The 16,817-nt window shown below is 61.5% G+C and carries 11 protein-coding genes; all 11 read right to left on the minus strand.

The window, feature by feature from the left end:
• Window positions 1-3: 3 nt before the first annotated feature.
• Entirely contained in the window at window positions 4-3,132 is a 3,129-nt protein-coding gene (locus H7X45_RS03555; RefSeq protein ID WP_187336179.1) for a TonB-dependent receptor domain-containing protein, read from the minus strand.
• Window positions 3,133-3,342: 210 nt separating this feature from the next.
• On the minus strand, window positions 3,343-4,965 hold the full coding sequence (locus tag H7X45_RS03560) for an MFS transporter (protein WP_187336180.1): 1,623 nt from the start codon (window positions 4,963-4,965) through the stop codon (window positions 3,343-3,345).
• Between the two features lie 187 nt (window positions 4,966-5,152).
• Window positions 5,153-7,180, minus strand: a complete 2,028-nt coding sequence (locus H7X45_RS03565; RefSeq protein WP_187336961.1) for an acetyl-CoA carboxylase biotin carboxylase subunit — start codon at window positions 7,178-7,180, stop codon at window positions 5,153-5,155.
• 63 nt (window positions 7,181-7,243) lie between these two features.
• Entirely contained in the window at window positions 7,244-8,269 is a 1,026-nt protein-coding gene (gene bioB / locus H7X45_RS03570) for a biotin synthase BioB (RefSeq protein ID WP_187336181.1), read from the minus strand.
• A 157-nt stretch (window positions 8,270-8,426) separates the two neighbouring features.
• On the minus strand, window positions 8,427-8,936 hold the full coding sequence (locus H7X45_RS03575; protein ID WP_187336182.1) for an SRPBCC family protein: 510 nt from the start codon (window positions 8,934-8,936) through the stop codon (window positions 8,427-8,429).
• 137 nt (window positions 8,937-9,073) lie between these two features.
• On the minus strand, window positions 9,074-11,209 hold the full coding sequence (scpA, locus tag H7X45_RS03580; protein ID WP_187336183.1) for a methylmalonyl-CoA mutase: 2,136 nt from the start codon (window positions 11,207-11,209) through the stop codon (window positions 9,074-9,076).
• Window positions 11,210-11,409: 200 nt separating this feature from the next.
• Complete coding sequence (gene mce / locus H7X45_RS03585) at window positions 11,410-11,853, minus strand: methylmalonyl-CoA epimerase (RefSeq protein WP_187336184.1); 444 nt, start codon at window positions 11,851-11,853, stop codon at window positions 11,410-11,412.
• Window positions 11,850-12,536 (minus strand): haloacid dehalogenase type II, encoded by a 687-nt coding sequence (locus tag H7X45_RS03590; protein ID WP_187336185.1) that lies wholly within the window; start codon window positions 12,534-12,536, stop codon window positions 11,850-11,852. The genes mce and H7X45_RS03590 overlap by 4 nt, the downstream gene beginning before the upstream one ends.
• 18 nt (window positions 12,537-12,554) lie before the next feature.
• Window positions 12,555-14,081 carry an acyl-CoA carboxylase subunit beta gene (locus tag H7X45_RS03595; RefSeq protein WP_187336186.1) on the minus strand — a complete coding sequence of 509 codons (1,527 nt, stop codon included), beginning with the start codon at window positions 14,079-14,081 and terminating at the stop codon, window positions 12,555-12,557.
• A 234-nt stretch (window positions 14,082-14,315) separates the two neighbouring features.
• On the minus strand, window positions 14,316-15,416 hold the full coding sequence (locus H7X45_RS03600; RefSeq protein WP_187336187.1) for a cytochrome c oxidase assembly protein: 1,101 nt from the start codon (window positions 15,414-15,416) through the stop codon (window positions 14,316-14,318).
• A 46-nt stretch (window positions 15,417-15,462) separates the two neighbouring features.
• Window positions 15,463-16,812 carry a glutathione-disulfide reductase gene (gene gor, locus H7X45_RS03605; RefSeq protein WP_187336188.1) on the minus strand — a complete coding sequence of 450 codons (1,350 nt, stop codon included), beginning with the start codon at window positions 16,810-16,812 and terminating at the stop codon, window positions 15,463-15,465.
• Between the last annotated feature and the right edge of the window lie 5 nt (window positions 16,813-16,817).

The raw sequence follows: 16,817 nt of genomic DNA on the forward strand, positions 1-16,817 counted from the left end.
AGATCAGAGCTTGAACCGGGCACCCGCGTAGAGGAAGCGCCCGATATTGTCATACTGCCCGCTACCACTACCCGTGCCATCGAGGCCGAGCGGCGGCAGAGTGTCGAGCAAGTTGTCCACGCCCATGTAGAAGCCATAGGTATCGTCAACTTCCAGATCGAGACGGATATTGTGGTAAAACGTCTCAGGATACTGGCTCGGATAGGAGTAATCCGGATTCTCGGGAGGACGACCCTGCAGCGAATTGAACGTTTCGTACGAGGCTACGTACTGCTCGCCAATGTAACGCATATTGTACGTCAGACGCGGCATGCCGAAATCGAGTCCGAGAATAAGGTTCCCGGCGAATTCCGGATCACCCAGCTCGAGGAGCTGCTGATTGATGAAGTTCGGATCATCAATGTCGGTGAAATTGTCGCGATTGATGACATAGGACAGCAAGCCGCGAGCACTGATGGCGACACCACCCAAGTCACGGTTGTAGTTCAGATCAAAATCGATGCCCGACGTCTTCTGCTTGGCGAAGTTGAACGGTCCCGAGATGAACGAACGATCGCTGGGAGCGAGCGTATAGTTTACGGTTTGACCGCCGAGCTGACGATCAGACTGACCCTGGAACGTACCATCCGCACGACGGAAAATCGATGCACAATACTGGTTATTAATACCGCTAGCATTGTCGTAGCACTGATTAATGATTGTCTGCGCGCCGAGCGAGAAAATCACGTTATCAATCTTGATATTATAATAATCCACCGAAAGTGACAGGCCGGGAACGGCATCTGGCACGAACACGAAGCCGGCCGTGAAGCTGTCAGAAACTTCCGCGTCAAGATTGGGGTTGCTGCCGCTCAGTCCGCGAACACCCGAAGCGGGAATGTTCGTGAACGGAACAACCGATCCATTCGGAAGAGTGACCGTGGTCGGTACTCCATCCGCGGCGCAGTTTGCCACGCGGTTGGGATTATCATTGATGAAGCGCGAGTCACACGGATCTTGCAGACCGTTAAGGAAGGTCTGGCTGGGTGCCGACAGCAAATCGTCTTGCGTCGGAGCACGCACCGAACGTGCATAACTACCACGCAAACGCAGACCACGGAACGGCGAATAGATGACACCAGCATTGTAGGTCTCAACCGTTCCAACCGTACCGAGGTTGTAGTCGGAAATTCGGAACGCACCCTCAAGCGTCAGCTCACGAGCAAACGGCATGTCTGCGAGAATGGGAACGCGAACTTCGCCGTAAGCTTCGTACACTTCGAGGTCGGCGGGATCGAAGATCGGAATTGCGTTGAGGAAGGTCGCGCCGCTGCGGGTAACTTCATCGTAAGCCGCATAAGCGGTTTCTTTACGATATTCACCGCCAATAGCGAAGCCGATCGGGCCGCCGGGAAGTTCGAACAGCTGCGAAAGATCGCCGCTCACATAACCGGTTACCTGATATTGCTCGGCATTTTGCTCACGCGTGGACGTGTACCCGAAATAATCGAGTGCTGCCTGCGAGGGCGCTCCAAAGCCGAAAAGATTGACCGGCACACAGCCTGGATCATCATTGGCTGCAGAAGCATCAAGATTGATGGCACAGACGATGTTACCCTGCGCGTCGCGCACGGCATTTCTGGCGTTAGCGAACTTCTGGCTGATGATGTTACCTTCCGTTTTATAGAAGGTGTCCAGACGGCCGTAGTTGAACGCAACCTCATAATTCCAGTCATCATTAAAGGTGCCGTTCACACCCGTAACGACGCGGTAAATCTCGCGCTTGTGCTTCTCGCCGCGGCCACCGAAATCGATGTTGAAGCGGAAAGCGCTAAAGCTGGTGGCCCCTGGTGCCAGCGATTGCTGAAGCACCGTGCGCGCCTGGTTGCTCAAGAACGGGTTGTTGATCGAGAAGGTGTTGAAATGGAAGGTCGGCTGACCTTCCTGAAGCGCATCGACCCGAACATATTTCGCTTCGACGAACGGTCGGAACGCCGGCGAAAATTCATAATGAGCGAGAACGTTGACGATCTTACGCTCAACCTGCGGATTGAGCATACCGGTCAGCAGAAGCGTTGATCCAAGTCCGCCGATTGAGTTGGACGAGCCAACATTCCGGAAGTCGGTGGTGACAGGATTACGGATCAGCGAGCCGCCCGGAAGGAACACGAAAGTGGCACCGACGGGATTTCCGTTTACGTCCGTTCCGCCAGTACAGTTGAAGCTCTGACGAGCCCCAGAACCGGGCGGGCAAAACGACGTGTACAGACCACCTTCCGAGACGTTGTTATTCCGTACGCCGGTCACAAAAACCCGGTCCGGCACGCCGTTGCCGGAAGCCGGCTCGCCGATGGTGTTCTCAACGAGCTGAAACTGGCGACGGCCGGTGAACGCACCGGTCAGTTCGTTACGATCGGTGTTATAAAGTACGTCAGTGTAGCTATATTCACCGGCGATAGCGATGTTACCGCGACCGTCTGCGAAATTCTTGCCGGCGATGAGCGAAGCTGCGTAAGTACCGCGGCCACCGTAATCGGCCGCACCACCCTGCACACGACCTTCGATGCCGTCGTAGTCCTGCTTCAGGACGAAGTTCACGACGCCTGCGACAGCATCGGCACCGTAAACAGCGCTGTTACCACCGGTCGAAATGTCGATACGCTCAACGAGCGCACTCGGAATGGTGTTAATGTCAACGCTGGTAGGAACACCAGGCTGCGAAGTAATGTGACGGCGACCGTTTACCAGCACCAGGGTGCGGTTCGTGCCGAGGCCGCGAAGATCGATAAGATTTAGACCGACCGTGCCGATGAAACGAGTGGAGTTCTGCTGGCTGAAGGTCGAACGCAGCGAAGGCAGATCGTTCAGCGCGTCACCAAGATTGACCTCGCCAGTGGACTGCACATCCGCCAGTGACAAAGAAGTGATCGGATTGGCGCTATCCAGGTTCGGGCGCACGATACGCGTACCCGTAACAACAATAGCTTCCACGGGACCGGCGCCGTTGCTTTCCCCAGCGGGCGTTACCGTCGTCTCATCCGTTTCGACTGCAAGATCATCATCCTGAGTCTGTGCAAATGCCGGCGAGGCAAGCAATCCAACGCTCAGTACGAGCGGAGCCGCACCAAGCTTAAACACGGACTTCATACGCATTTAATTTTCCTCTCTGAGACCCAAATTATCTCTAAACCCGATGAGCGCGGGAATTCTGAACCCAGCGTTCACCAATGGTTCACCCCTGGAGGTGCGCGGTTTCGGTGTAAAGCGTATAGCGCCCGCTTTGAGAAAATTGGCGCATCGTCGCGACAAAAATACAACGCTTCTTAAAAGCTGGCCAGCGAACGGCGCTGAAGCCGTCGCTAGTCAGGCTTTCCGCTCGGCTGACCAATCGGGTTGTTCATTCGGCAGTCCGAAGAGCGTCACGAGGAACGCCATCAGCACCACAGCCCAGGTGTACCACAATCCGGAATAGGGATCGCCTGTCGTCGCGATAATGGCTGCGGCGATCAGTGGCAGGAAACCGCCGAAATAGCCGGTGCCGAAATGATAGGGGATCGACATCGAACTGTAGCGGATTTTCGGCGGAAACATTTCGCTTAGCAGGGCTGCCATCGGACCATAAGTCGCGCCGGACAGACCGCCCAGCAGCACGAGCATCAGGATGATGACAACGATCGCCAACGGTTCCGGTACAACCGGCTCGAAATTATAGCCCGCACCGGCCAGTCCGGCATCGATGCTGGCCTTGTCGAACGACACGATCTGCTCACCGCCGATGGCGAGCGACAAAGTTTCGGCGGGCTGGATCGTATATTCCACGCCGCGGGCCGATAGGTCTGCCAGCAACTGGCCGCATGGGCTGGCCTGCTCTGACGCGAACGCATTATAGTCGCAGGCCGGGCCGCTCACCACGATCGGTGCTCGGTCGAAACTGTCGCTTAGCTGCGGGTTGGCGACAGCGCCGATACCCCAGAAGATGGGGAACAGCAGGATGAGCGTCAGTCCGAAGCCCCAAACGATGGGTTTCTTGCGTCCGATCCGGTCCGACAGGCGCCCAAATAGAAGGAACCAGAAGAGGCCAAGGGTCGCGCCGACACCGACAATGATTTCAGCTGCCGTACCCTCGATCCGCATCGGACCTTTCAGGAAGCTCAGGCTGGAGAAATAGGCGGTGTACCAGATGACGGTAAGCCCTGCGGACAGCCCGAACAGCGCCACGAATATGCGGCGCTTGTTGCCGGGATAAGTGAAGCTTTCGACGAAGGGATTGCCGGACAGTTCGTTGGAGGCCTTCATTTTTTTAAAGACCGGGCTTTCGGACAGTTTAAGCCGCATCCACAACGAAATTGCCAACAGGAGCAGCGAGAGGATGAAAGGAACGCGCCAGCCCCAAGCGTCCCATATTTCCGCTGGCATGGCCGCCTTTACGCCCAGCACCACGATCAGGCTGAGAATGAAGCCGCCCGGCACGCTGGCCTGGATGAAGCTGGTGTAGAAGCCGCGCCGTTCGGGCGGGGCGTGTTCGGCAACATAAACCGCCGCGCCGCCATATTCGCCGCCCAGCGCCAGGCCTTGCGCGATGCGCATCAGGATGATCAGGATCGGCGCGGCATAGCCGATGGTGCCTGCGGACGGGATCAGGCCGACGCCCGCAGTGGCCAGACCCATGACGGTGATGGTGACAAGGAAAGTGGCCTTGCGTCCCACCCGGTCCCCGAGAAAGCCGAACAGAATGGCGCCGAGCGGGCGAAAGCCGAACCCGACGGCAAAGCCCGCCCAGGCGAGCAGCGTTTGCAACGTCTCATTGCCGCTTGGGAAGAACACGCGGCCGATGATGCCACTGGCCGCGAGCGTGCCGTAGATGAAGAAATCATACCACTCGAAAATGGTACCCGCCGAGGACGCACCGATGACCAGGCGGATGGTTTTCGGATCGGCTTCTGCGGGGGTGCCGGATCCCGCAGCTTCTTCTGCAACGCTCGACATCGCTCTCAAATCCCCTCACCCGTTCGCCCCGCGCCCGCCCCAAGCAATTGCTGTGAGTAGGCAGTCGACAAAGGCTGTTTTCGCTCCGCCGCCATTAGAGCGGAAAAGCGGGCTTCGACAAGCATGGCCAAGCGTGATCGACGTACTCAGCCGGAACGGTCGCGGGCGCCAGCAATCGGGGCGAAGTTTACTCCAGCTCCAGGATCACCTCGTCCACCGCCAGGCTGTCGCCTTCGCCCGCGTTGATCTTGGCAATGGTGCCGGACTTTTCGGCGCGCAGGATGTTTTCCATCTTCATCGCTTCCACCGTGGCCAGCGGCTGGCCAGGTTCCACGGCATCGCCCTCGGCCACATGCAGCGAGACCAGAAGGCCCGGCATCGGGCACAGCAGCAGTTTGGACGTATCCGGCGGCACCTTGTCGATCATGTGCTGTGCATGCTGCGCAGCATGAGCGGGCAGCACGCGCAGATCGTGGCTGGCGCCGAGTGTGTTCAGACGGAAGCCCGCGCGCGTCGGTTCGATCGATACAACGATGCAGTCATCGCCGAACTCGGCCTCCACCATCCGGTCGCCCGGCGCATAAGCCATGGACAGCCCTGTGGGCTCGCCGTTCACGGCCACCTCGTTCTCGGACATGGCGACATCGTAAAAATCGTCGCCGATGCGTACCTGCCATTCGGCGGGGGGCTGCTGCTTGGCGCCGAGCTGACCGTCGATCAGCAGATTGCGATCGGCATGGGCAGTCGCGACAAAACCGGCAATGGCGGCAAGCCGCTGCAGCAGTTCCTCGCTTGCCGGCGCGCCCTGGAAACCGTCCGGATATTCCTCGGCAATAAAATTGGTGGTGATCTCACCGGAGCGGAAACGCTCATGCTGCATAAGCGCGGAGAGAAAATCGATATTGTGGCCAAGACCCTTGATCTCGAACCGGCCCAGCGCATCCACCATGCGGTCGATCGCCTCGATCCGCGTATCGCCATAAGTGATGAGCTTGGCGATCATCGGATCGTAGAACATCGACACCTCGCCGCCCTCGGCAACGCCGTCGTCGACGCGGACATTTTCGCTGCCGTCTTCGTCCCCGGTTACGAACGGCGCCTGGCGCTTGCCCGCGGCGGGCGGATCATAGCGGGTGAGGCGTCCGATCGAGGGCAGGAAGCCGCGATAGGGGTCTTCCGCATAGACGCGGCTTTCCATCGCCCAGCCATCCATCGGGATCTCGTCCTGCGTGAACGGCAGGCTCTCGCCCGCGGCGACACGGATCATCTGCTCCACAAGGTCCACGTGGGTGATATATTCGGTCACCGGATGCTCGACCTGCAGCCGCGTGTTCATCTCCAGGAAGTAGAAGCCCTCGCCCGTGGTGTCGGCGCCGGAGACGATCAGCTCCACCGTGCCCGCGCTGTGATAATCTACCGCCTTGGCGAGCGCCACGGCCTGCTCGCCCATCTTCTTTCGCATTTCGGGCGAGACGAAGGGCGACGGGGCCTCTTCCACCACCTTCTGATGGCGGCGCTGGATCGAGCATTCGCGCTCGTGTAAGTAAACGATATTGCCCTGCTTATCGCCGAGCACCTGAATTTCAATGTGCCGCGGCTGTTCGATGAATTTCTCGATGAACACGCGGTCGTCGCCGAAACTGGCAAGCCCCTCGCGCTTGGTCGCCTCGAAGCCTTCCTTCACATCGGTGTCGTTCCAGGCGAGGCGCATGCCTTTGCCGCCACCGCCGGCGCTGGCCTTCATCATCACCGGATAGCCGATGTCGTTCGCCCATTTCAGCGCGTCTTCGGTGGTGTCGATCGCGCCCTCGGAGCCGGGCACGGTGTTCACCCCGGCCTCGCGAGCGAGCTTCTTGGATTCGATTTTGTCGCCCATCGCCGCAATGGCGCCCGCCGGCGGGCCAATGAAAGCGATGTCCGCCTCCGCGCAAGCTTTTGCAAAGCTCTCACGCTCGGACAGAAAGCCGTAGCCGGGATGGATCGCGTCCGCGCCTGTGTCCTTGGCCGCCTGAATGATTTTGTCGGCGAGCAGATAGGATTCGGCCGCGGGCGGCGGGCCCAGATGAACCGCCTCGTCCGCCAGCTCGACATGCGGGCTGCGCGCGTCCGCATCCGAATAGACCGCGACGGTGGCGATGCCCATTTTCTTGGCAGTGCGAATGACGCGGCAGGCAATCTCGCCGCGATTGGCGATCAGGATTTTCTTAAACATCAGGCTTCCTCTTTCGGACCGTCTTTGCGGCCTATTGTTTCGTCATCCTGGGACGGAGCTCGATTTTTACTCCGCCGCCTCCGTCGCCACGCTGCCGCACGCACGCTGCGCGCGCATCGGCTCCTCGCTCGTCATCGCCTTCAGACCCAGTTTCGCGAGCATCGCGGCATCCGCATCGTCGCCCGCATTGGCCGCCGTCAGCAGCTTGTCGCCGGTAAAGATCGAGTTCGCGCCGGCCGTGAAGCACAGAGCCTGCGTTGCCTCGGACATGCTCTCGCGGCCCGCACTGAGGCGTACCATGCTGCGCGGCATGGTGATGCGCGCCACTGCGATGGTGCGCACGAACTCGATGTCGTCGATCTTGGCGAGCGGCGTGTCGGCCAGCATATCGCCAAGCACGGTGCCTTTCACCGGCACCAGCGCATTCACAGGCACGCTTTCGGGATGCCGCTCCAGCGTCGCCAGCGTATGGAGGAAGCCCACGCGGTCGGCGCGGGTCTCGCCCATGCCGACAATACCCCCCGAACAGACGTTGATCCCGGCGCCGCGCACATGGTCCAGCGTCTCGAGCCGCTCGTCCATCGAGCGCGTCGAGATCGCCGTCTCATAATATTCCGGGCTGCTGTCGATATTGTGGTTGTAATAATCGAGCCCCGCCTCGGCGAGCATGTCCGCCTGTTTGGGTGTCAACATGCCCAACGTCATGCAGGTTTCCATGCCCATGTCCCGCACGCCCTTCACGATCTCGACGATCTTGGGCATGTCCCGGTCCTTGGGGTTCCGCCACGCCGCGCCCATGCAAAGGCGCTGCGAGCCCTGATCCTTCGCCTGCGCCGCGCGCTGGAGAACCGCTTGCGGCTCCATCAGCTTGGTGGCCTTCACGCCGCTATCGGCATGGACCGACTGGCTGCAATACCCGCAATCCTCCGGGCAACCGCCGGTCTTGATCGAAAGCAGCGTGCACAGCTGCACCTCTCCCGGCGCATGGTTTTCCCGGTGAACGGTGGCGGCCTGATAGAGGAGCTCGGTGAACGGCAGGTCAAAAAGCGCGGCGATCTCGTCGCGAGTCCAGTCGGTGCGGATATCGGTCATGGGCTTGCGATAGCGAAGCCTTCGCCTTCCGAAAACCCCTCTGGAAGGAGGTTTTGCATCGCACTGTTCGGGCTCGCAGCTCGGGCGCAGTTCTTCAAAGCTGGCAGGCCACGCGTGCGTACTCGCATCGCGCGACCCCGCCGGGTTCAATGGTGTCTCAGCTTTTTCTGGACTTGGCGGTGGCCACCAGCCCGTTGATCCAATTCTGATGCCCGTCGATCATCTCATTGGGCTTGGAGCTTGCCAGTTCTTTCGCGGGATTGCCGTTCTGCGTTTCCTGCGTCAGAATCCGTACGCGGTCCGCGTCCAGGTTCTCGATCAACCAGGCGTGGTGCACTTCAAGTCGATCGTCGCCTTCGCCGGATTCGCCGTACCACGCGATCCGCGCGGGCTCTCCCTGATGAGCCTCGACGCATTCCACCACTTTGCATTCGACGGGGAAACCGAAAGTCTTGAAGTGGAAGCTGTCGCCCAGCTGGAGTTCGGGACCGCCCCCGTCATGAATGCGAACATCCGCGGCGTTGTCATAATAGCCCGGCCATTCGTGGGGCTGGCTGAGCAGCGGCCAGATGTCGGCGACGGAGAGGCCGGCGACGATCATCTCGTTCGAGGCGAAATTATCGACGAAACCGGGCACGAAGCCCTTCGGCCATTGAATAGCGTACATGGAACAGGTCTCCAGATGAGATGGCTGGCGCGGAGAAAAGCGCGCCAGAATTCCGCCTTGGCGGTAATGATCCAACCCATGCCGTCTGTGTATTGTTCCATACTTTCCCTGACCCGCATATGCTGCGGGAGGAAAGGCTATTCCGCAGCTTCCTCCAACGGCGGCAGGTTGTGCCCCAGCAGCTGCAAAACCTCGCCCGCGGCGTCGACCAGATTGGTGCCGGGGCCGAAGATCGCCTGGACGCCCTTGTCGCGCAGATATTCGTAATCCTGCGGCGGGATGACGCCGCCGGCGATCACCTTGATATCCGAACGGCCCGCTTCACCGAGCTTTTCGATCAGCTCCGGGATCAGCGTCTTGTGGCCAGCGGCGAGCGAACTTGCCCCCACGATATCCACATCCTTTTCCACAGCCCAATCCGCCGCCTCGCCGGGGGTCTGAAACAATGGACCGCTGACGATCTCGAAGCCCAGATCGGCAAAGGCGGAGGCGACCAAATTGGCGCCGCGATCGTGCCCGTCCTGGCCCATTTTGGCGACCATCATGCGCGGTTTGCGGCCCAGGCGGCGCTCCACCGCCTCGACGCCCTCGCCAGCGCGGGTCCAGCGCGGATCTCCGGTATAGGCGCCGCCATAAACGCCGCTCACGGGCTGCGGTACGGTATCGAACCGGCCGAACACATCTTCCATCGCCGCCGACATTTCACCCAGCGTGCAGCGTGCGCGCGCCGCTTCGACGCATAGCGCCAGCAGATTGGCATCGCCCTGTGCCCCGGCGCGCAGGTTTGCCAAAGCTTCGGTGGCTGCCGCCTCGTCGCGCTCGTTCTTCGTTTCCTCGAGCCGCTTGATCTGATCGCGGCGGACACGCGCATTGTCGATGTCGAGGATTTCCATCTCCTCTTCTTCGGGAAGGCGGTATTTGTTGACGCCGACGATCACCTGCTCGCCGCGATCGACCGCCGCCGCCTTGGCCGCGGCCGCCTCTTCGATATGGCGCTTGGGCAGGCCCTCGGCCACTGCCTTGGTCATGCCGCCTGCCGCCTCGACTTCGTCGATCAACTCCTTGGCCTTGTCGACGAGCGCCTGGGTGAGGCTTTCGACATAATAGCTGCCGCCCAGCGGATCGGCGACATCGGTGATGCCGGCTTCTTCCTGCAGGATCAGCTGCGTGTTGCGCGCGATGCGGGCGGAGCGATCGGTGGGCAGCGCCACCGCCTCGTCGAAGCTGTTGGTGTGCAGGCTCTGCGTGCCGCCGAGCGTGGCGGCCATTGCCTCGATCGTGGTGCGTACGACATTATTGTATGGATCCTGCTCGGTGAGCGAGACGCCGCTGGTCTGGCAATGGGTGCGCAGCATCTTGGACTTCGGATTTTCCGCCCCGAAATCGCCCATGATATCGTGCCACAGGGTACGCGCGGCGCGCAGCTTGGCGACTTCCATGAAGAAGTTCATGCCGATGCCGAAGAAGAAGCTGAGGCGCGGGGCGAAGCTGTCCACCGGCAGGCCCTTGTCCATCGCCGCGCGGACATATTCCATGCCGTCGGCCAGGGTATAGGCCAGCTCCTGCACCGCCGTCGCTCCGGCTTCGTGCATGTGATATCCCGAAATCGAGATCGAGTTGAAGCGCGGCATATGCTCGGCGGTATAGCCGATGATGTCGGCGACGATCCGCATGCTCGGCTGCGGCGGATAGATATAGGTATTGCGGACCATGAACTCCTTCAGAATGTCGTTCTGAATGGTCCCGGAGAGCTGCTTCTGCTCCACGCCCTGCTCTTCGGCGGCAACGATGTAGAAAGCCAGCACGGGCAACACCGCGCCGTTCATGGTCATCGACACCGACATCTTGTCGAGCGGGATCTCGTTGAACAGGATCTTCATGTCCGCCAGCGTGTCGATCGCCACGCCCGCCTTGCCGACATCGCCGGTCACGCGCGGATGATCGCTGTCATAGCCGCGGTGCGTGGCGAGATCGAAGGCGACCGAAAGGCCTTTCTGACCCGCCGCGAGGTTGCGACGATAGAAGGCGTTGGACTCCTCGGCAGTGGAAAAGCCCGCATATTGCCGGATCGTCCAGGGGCGCCCTGTGTACATGGAGGCATAGGGCCCGCGGGTGAACGGTTCGAAGCCCGGCAGGCCCGGATCGATCGCGTCTTCGCTGGTGTAGAGCGGCTTCACGACGATGCCCTCGGGCGTCTCGCGCGTCAGATCGCGGCCCTTGACCTCTTTGGAGGCCTGTTCCTGCCAATCGGCATAGGTCGGTTTGTCGGTCATGCTATCACCCTATCCGCTCGTCCTGAGCTACTCGAAACCAGCACTACTTACGCCCGGCACGCTCCGTCATTGCGAGGAGCCGCCAGGCGACGAAGCAATCCAGAGCAGATGCAGCACTGCGGGCGGCTCTGGATTGCTTCGGCTTCGCCTCGCAATGACGCGGTTCTATAATCGGATCAAGCCGCGCCTCCGCAGACCGATCAATGATCGCCCTTCGGCGTCTCCATGATCTCTGTGAGCTGGCCCATCATGTCCTTGGGATGCAGGAAAAAGATCGGCGTGCCGTGCGCGCCGATGCGCGTGGGGCCGAGGATGCGCTTGCCCTGCCCTTCGAAATGAGCGCGGGCGGTGTCGATATCCTCCACCTCGAAACAGACATGATGCTGCCCGCCGAGCGGATTTTTGGCGAGAAAACCGTTGATGGGCGAAGCATCTTCACAAGGCTCGATCAGCTCGATCTGCGTGCCCTTGCCCACTTCGCCCGTGCCGTCCGGCGTATCGACGAAGCACACCTTTACGCCCTGTTCTGGCAGGTCGAACGGCTCGGTAATCGCCACCGCGCCCATCGTTTCACGATAATAAGCGATGCTGTCCGCAATCGAGGGCGTTGCAACGCCGACATGGTTGAGGCGGCCGAGTTTCATGAGGACTCTCCTTGGGCCAGCGCATCGGCCAGCTTTTCGATGGTTTGAACGTGGAAAGCGGCCGAACGCTCCAGCGGATACCAGGCGCAGCCGGGGCGCTGCACGAAGCCAATGTCCATGCCGGCGTGGCGCGCGCCCATCAGATCCCAGGGATGGCAGGCGACCATCAGCGATTGTTCCGCCAATGCGCCGGTCTCGGCGAGCCCGCGTTGGTAGCAGCGGCGATCGGGCTTATAGGCACCGGACGGCTGCACGCTAAGCATCGCGTCGAAATGCCGCGCAATCCCGGCCTTGGCGAGCCGGTCCTCCAGACCGTCCTCGCCCGAATTGGTGAGCGCGATGAGCTCGAAGTCCGCCTGCTTCAGCCGCGCCAGCCCCGGTGCGACATCGGGCCAGGCATCGGATGCGCCGAGTCCATCCGAAACGACCGCCTTGGCCTCATCCAGCGACAGCGCAGCGCCATCTTCCGCTACCAGCATCGCGAGCACTGCCGCGGCAATATCGGAAAAGGCATGCTCGGCCCCCGCAAGCGTCTCCGCCTGCGAATAGCTGACAAGCGCATTGAACCAGCGCCGCCCCTGCCCGGCCCCGCCGCCGAGCCGCTCCGCCACCGCATCGCGCAGCGGCGCGATGTCGATCAGCGTCTCGTTGACGTCGAAGAAGATGTGGGTGGGGCGCTTCATTTTTTCAGCGAAGGCGCATCAAAGCGGAATGTTATCGTGCTTCTTCCACGGGTTTTCGAGCTGCTTGGTCCGCAGCTTCCTTAGGCCCATGGCGATGCGCACGCGGGTGGAGTGCGGCATAATCACCTCGTCGATGAAGCCCTTGCTGGCCGCCACGAAGGGGTTGGCGAAGCGGTCTTCATATTCCTTGGTGCGCTCGGCGATTTCTTCTTCGCTCTGGTTGCGGAAGATGATCTCCACCGCGCCCTTGGCGCCCATCACGGCGATCTCGGCGGTGGGCCAGGCGTAGTTCAAATCGCCGCGCAGATGCTTGGAGGCCATCACGTCATAGGCGCCGCCATAGGCCTTGCGCGTGATGACGGTGATCTTCGGCACGGTCGCTTCGGCATAAGCGAAGAGCAGCTTGGCACCGTGCTTGATGATGCCGTTATGCTCCTGCGCCACGCCGGGCAGGAATCCGGGGACGTCGACGAAGGTCAGGATCGGGATGTTGAAGGCATCGCAATAGCGCACGAAACGCGCGGCCTTCTTGGCGCTGGCGATGTCGAGCACGCCGGCCAGCACCATCGGCTGGTTGGCGACCACGCCTACCGTGCGGCCCTCCACCCGGCCGAAGCCGCAGATGATGTTGCCGGCATGGGCGGGCTGCACCTCAAAGAAATCGCCCTCGTCGAGCGTCTTCTGGATCACTTCATGCATGTCATAGGGCTGGTTGGCATTGGCCGGGATGATCCGGTCCAGGCTCGGCTCCAGACGGTCGAACGGGTCCGCGGTGGGGCGCTCGGGCACTTCCTCGCGGTTCGATAGCGGCATGAAATCGATGAAGTCGCGCGCGGACAGCAGCGCCTCGATATCGTTCTCGAATGCCAGATCGGCGACCGAGCTCTTGGTGGTGTGGGTGACGGCGCCGCCCAGCTCTTCCTGCGTCACCACCTCGTTCGTCACCGTCTTCACCACGTCCGGGCCGGTGACGAACATGTAGCTGGAATCCTTCACCATGAAGATGAAGTCGGTCATCGCGGGCGAATACACCGCGCCGCCCGCGCATGGCCCCATGATGAGGCTAAGCTGCGGCACCACGCCGCTCGCCAGCACATTGCGCTGGAACACCTCGGCATAACCGCCCAGCGACGCAACGCCTTCCTGAATGCGCGCACCGCCGCTGTCGTTCAGGCCGATGACGGGCGCGCCGACCTTCATCGCCATGTCCATGATCTTGCAGATCTTCTCGGCATGACGTTCGGACAGCGATCCACCGAATACGGTGAAATCCTGGCTGAAGACGAACACCAGGCGCCCGTTGACGGTGCCCGATCCGGTCACGACGCCGTCGCCCGGAATATGCTGCTCATCCATGCCGAAATCGGTGCAATTATGTTCGACGTAGCGATCATATTCCTCGAAGCTGCCGGGATCGAGCAGAACGTCCAGCCGCTCGCGCGCGGTCAGCTTGCCCTTGGCATGCTGCGCATCGATGCGCTTCTGCCCGCCCCCCAGTTCGGCCTGCGCGCGTTTTTCTTTCAGCTGTTCGAGAATGTGCTGCATGGGGTGCCTTTACGGAAATTGAGCCTTGCCGGCGGTCATTCCAGACGTGGGGACGTTTGGCAACAGAGGAGGTAGGAGCCGACGTCATTGCGAGCGGAAGGCGTAGCCCGAAGCGCGGCAATCCAGGGCGATTAGGGCGCTGCATCCGCGCTGCATTGCCCTTCGACTGACTGCTTGCAGCAGTCGCTCAGGACAGGCTTCGTCACCTGCGGCTCCTCGCAGTGACATTGAAGCTCACCCCGCTTGGTGCTCCGCCGCGCCGACATGCGCCACCGCATCCGGCGCGGCGCTGTGCTCCATCTGGATGAGAAAACTCACCACTGCCACGGCCAGCATCAGCACCATCGCGGCAAAGCCGGCGAGCGACCAGCCCAGGCGGCGGTTGTTGGCCTTGGTCGCGGCGGGATCGCGCGCGGTCATGCGGCCCTCGCGCTGTCGGCGCTCGACCGTGCGCTTCTCTTCCTCGCCGAAGCGGAACAGCATGATACCCGCGGCCAGACCGAACATCATGCAGCCGGGGATCCACATGACGAGGCCTCCGATCCGCTCATCGGTGATCGGCGCCACGTCCCACATCCGCCCGAGATGGTCGTAGGCGGTGTAGAGCACTTGGGTCTTGAAGCTGAGCGTCGCGCCCAGGCTGATATTGCCGAAGGCGGCGGCAACGAACATCGCCATGCGCGTGCCGATGCCGGGCCCGGCGGGCGCGGGATGCGGATCGAGCAGCACGGAAAAGAACAGCAGCCCGGTGACGATCAGCGAGATGTGCCAGCTATAATGCACCGCCTCGTTCAGGATCGCGAGATCGTGCCACTCCGGCACCATCCACACCCAGCTCGTGCCGACGAACAGCAGCGTCGCCACCAGAGGACGGCGCAGAAACTGAAGTAGCTTGTGCAGCCAGCCGGTGCGCGCCACGGGGCCCACCAGCGAGGAGCGCAGTCCCTTGGGGAGCCCCCGCATCAGCGCGCCCTGCGGGATGGCGAGGAACAGAAACAGCGGCCCGATCGTGCGCAGCAGCATATGCTCCACCTGATGCACCGCGAAGATATGGTCGGCGAGCCGCTCGACCGGCGAAATCAGCGCCACGAAAAAGGCGATCAAGGCGGCATAGAAGCTGGCGATGCGCCACGCCGAGGGCCGCCGTCCGCCGCCGAGGCCGCGGGCGTAAACCAAGCCCGCCAGCAGCAGCGCGGCGATCATTTCGGGCGACCAGTGCCAGAGCGACCAGAAACCCTGGCCGGGATGCACCTCGTCTCCATGCGCGTAAGCCGCGGACGGCAGCAGGAGCCCGCCGAGGACGGCGAGCGAACGGACGAAACGGGGGGTGGGCATGCCCCCTTCCCTAACGGAAAGCGCGCCGCCCGTTAACCCCCGCGCCCTATTTCATCAGCACCAGTTCTTCGGCCATGCTGGGGTGCAGCGCCACGGTATCGTCGAACGCCTGCTTGGTCAGGCCCGCCTTCACCGCGATGGCCGCCGCCTGAAGGATTTCGGGCGCTTCGGGCCCGATCATGTGCAGGCCGACGATCTTGCCGTTCTCGCCATCGCAGATCATCTTGTAGAGGCCGCGTTCGTTGCGATTGGCGAGCACGTTCTTCATCGCGCGGAAATCGGACTGGTAGATCTTCACCGATCCCAGCGTTTCCTTGGCTTCGCTCTCGGTCATGCCGACACCCGCCATGGGCGGGTGGCTGAACACCGCGGAGGGGACGTTTTCATAGTCCACTTGGTGCGGATTGTCCCCGAACAGCGTGTCGGCAAAGGCCTGCCCCTCGCGGATCGCGACGGGCGTCAGCTGCATGCGGTTGGTCACATCGCCCACCGCATAGATGCTGGGCACATTGGTCTTGGACCATTCGTCGACGCGTACGGCGCCCTTCTCGTCATATTCCACGCCCGCCGCTTCCAGGCCCAGACCGCCCGTATTGGGCACGCGCCCAGTGGCAAACAGCACGCAATCCACCTCGATATCCTCATGATTGGTCATCGAGACGTTGAGGCAGCCATTCTCGGTCTTCTCGATCCCGCGGAACTCCGCATGGAAGCGGAAATCGATGCCCTTCATCATGGATATCTGCAGCAGCCGATCGCGGATCTGATGGTCATATTGCCGCAGGATCACATCGGTGCGGTTGATCAGCGTCACCTTGGCGCCGAATTCGTGGAAGATGCCCGCAAACTCGTTGGCGATATAGCCCGCTCCGGCGATCAGGATGCGCTTCGGCACGGCGTCCAGATGGAAGGCCTCGTTCGAAGTAATGCCGAGTTCGTGGCCCGGGCAGTCGGGCACATGGGGTGTTGCGCCGGTGGCGATCAGGATGTGCTTGGCGCTCACCGTCCTGCCGCTCGCCAGCTTCACCTCGTTCGGGCCGACCAGTTCGGCGCGTTCGTCGATGATCTCGGCGCCGTGATTGGTCAGCGTCTCGCGATAGACCGAATTGATCCGGTCCACTTCCTTCATCACATTGTCGCGCAGCCGCTGCCAATCGAAATTGCATTCGTCCGGCACATCCCAGCCGAAGCAGCGCGCATCCTTCAAATCCTCGGCGAACTGCGCTCCGTAGACGAGCAGCTTCTTGGGCACGCAGCCGCGGATGACGCAGGTGCCGCCGACGCGGTGTTCTTCGGCAATCGCCACCTTTGCGCCGTGGCTGGCGGCCACGCGGCTCGCGCGTACCCCGCCCGATCCCGCGCCGATGGTGAAGAGGTCGTAATCATATTGGGCCATGGGAT

It is taken from the genome of Novosphingopyxis iocasae (assembly GCF_014334095.1).
Classification (GTDB): Bacteria; Pseudomonadota; Alphaproteobacteria; order Sphingomonadales; family Sphingomonadaceae; genus Novosphingopyxis; species Novosphingopyxis iocasae.